The sequence below is a fragment of the Nocardia sp. 852002-20019_SCH5090214 genome (assembly GCF_001665865.1).
In the GTDB taxonomy this organism is placed as follows: Bacteria; Actinomycetota; Actinomycetes; order Mycobacteriales; family Mycobacteriaceae; genus Nocardia; species Nocardia nova.
In genome coordinates this window covers 1-643 of sequence record NZ_LZMK01000238.1, presented here as the reverse complement: position 1 = coordinate 643, position 643 = coordinate 1, and the positions used below count along the sequence as shown (strand labels likewise).

Sequence of the window (643 nt, the reverse complement as noted above, 5' to 3'; positions counted from 1 at the left end):
CCGACCAAACTGAGCGGAACAGCCGTGGCCGGCATGCTCGCCCGGGAACTCGAGACCCACTGCCCGGAGGGCTTCATCCCCGCTCGACTCACAGTCGACCTGTATCAACCGGTCGACAACGCCGCGTTCGATCTGCGCAGCACGGTGGTCCGTCGAGGATCTCGAATCACTGTTGCCGACGCGGCACTGTCGCAAGACGGTCAGCAACGTGTGAGGGCGACAGCCGTTTTCCTCACCACCGGGACCGAACCGCCTGGCCAGCTCTGGAGCCGAGACGAACCGCTGCCGGTTCCGCCGCAGGAGAGTGCTGTGCCCGGCGGGACGCCGCCGCTGTTCAAGAGCGGCGATCGCGACTGGTCCGAGGATTTCGCGGCGAATCAAAACGCCGACCGCAAAATCTTCTGGCAGAACCTGCCACCACTGGTCGCCGGGGAACCGATCACTGGGTTCCAGCGCGCCGCGATCCTGGGTGACTCCACGAACCACGTGTGTCACTGGGGCACCGAAGGCGCCGGCTACATCAACGCCGATGTGACCGTGGCTCTTTCGCGTCTGCCGATCGGCTGCGAACTCGGACTACGCGCCGACAACACCATCGCCTCGGCGGGCGTGTCCATCGGCAGCGCCACCCTCTACGACCGCA

At 65.9% G+C, this 643-nt stretch carries 1 protein-coding gene; it reads left to right on the top strand.

Features of this window, described 5'->3' with window-relative positions:
• Positions 1-33: 33 nt before the first annotated feature.
• Positions 34-643, top strand: a 610-nt coding sequence (locus tag A5780_RS43145) for an acyl-CoA thioesterase domain-containing protein (RefSeq protein ID WP_231983015.1), incomplete at its 3' end; no start/stop codon positions are given.